This is a genomic window from Streptomyces himastatinicus ATCC 53653, from assembly GCF_000158915.1.
Taxonomy (GTDB): Bacteria; Actinomycetota; Actinomycetes; order Streptomycetales; family Streptomycetaceae; genus Streptomyces; species Streptomyces himastatinicus.
The window spans coordinates 3,200,001-3,201,250 of the sequence record NZ_GG657754.1 but is presented as its reverse complement, the minus strand read 5'-3'; the positions used below and the strand labels follow the sequence as shown (position 1 = coordinate 3,201,250).

The 1,250-nt window shown below is 70.8% G+C and carries 1 protein-coding gene; it reads right to left on the bottom strand.

Annotation, left to right across the window (positions count from 1 at the left end):
- Positions 1-49 precede the first annotated feature (49 nt).
- On the bottom strand, positions 50-1,250 hold a 1,201-nt coding region (locus SSOG_RS12920; protein WP_039937408.1), incomplete at its 5' end, for a MinD/ParA family ATP-binding protein.

Genomic DNA, 1,250 nt, shown 5'->3' with positions numbered 1-1,250 from the left:
AAAAAAAAAAAAAAAAAATAAAAACACACCAACACGCCGTTCGTACGGGCTACTGCGGGGGCGGCGGGGGCGGCGGCTGGTGCTGCCACGGCTGCCCCTGCTGGTCCTGCGGCGGGGGCGGCGGCTGCTGCCCGGGCTGACCCTGCTGCGGCGGCTGCGGCTGGCCCTGCTGGGGCCCGGGCTGCCAGGGCTGACCGGGCTGGGGCTGCTGCTGCGCCTGGTTCGGCTGCTGCGGCGGATACCAGCCCTGCTGCGGGCCGGGCTGACCGGGCTGCCCGGGGTAGCCCGGCTGCTGCGACGGCTGCCCCTGCTGTGGATAGCCGTACCCGTACGGCGGCGGCTGCTGGCCCTGCTGCGGCGCGTACGGCCCCGGGTAGGGCTGCTGGCCCTGCCCGGGCAGCGGCGGGGCCATCTGCGGCGGCTGGGCGCCGCCGTCGGCCGTCCACAGCCCCTGCGCCTGCTGCGCGCGGGAGAAGTCCTCGGCGACCATGGCGGAGAGGTTGAAGTACGCCTCCCGGGTCTTCGGGCGCATCATGTCGAGGTCCACCTCGGCGCCCGCCGACAGATGCTCGTCGAACGGCACGACGACCACCCCGCGGCAGCGGGTCTCGAAGTGCGACACGATGTCCTCGACCTTGATCATCTTGCCGGTCTCGCGGACCCCCGAGATGACCGTGATGGAGCGCTGGACGAGGTCGGCGTAACCGTGCGCGGACAGCCAGTCGAGCGTGGTGCTCGCGCTGCTCGCACCGTCCACGGAGGGCGTGGAGATGATGATCAGCTGGTCGGCGAGGTCGAGCACCCCGCGCATCGCGCTGTAGAGCAGACCGGTGCCCGAGTCGGTGAGGATGATCGGGTACTGCTTGCCCAGGATGTCGATGACGCGGCGGTAGTCGTCGTCGTTGAAGGTCGTCGAGACCGCCGGGTCCACGTCGTTGGCGAGGATCTCGAGACCGGACGCCGCCTGCGAGGTGAACCGCCGGATGTCCATGTAGCTGTTGAGGTACGGGATCGCCGTGACCAGGTCGCGGATGGTCGCGCCGGTCTCGCGCCGCACCCGGCGGCCGAGCGTGCCCGCGTCGGGGTTGGCGTCGATCGCGATGACCTTGTCCTGGCGCTCGGTGGCCAGCGTCGAGCCGAGCGCGGTGGTCGTCGTGGTCTTGCCGACGCCGCCCTTGAGGCTGATCACCGCGATGCGGTAGCACGAGAGGACCGGCGTACGGATCAGCTCCAGCTTGCGCTGCCGCTCC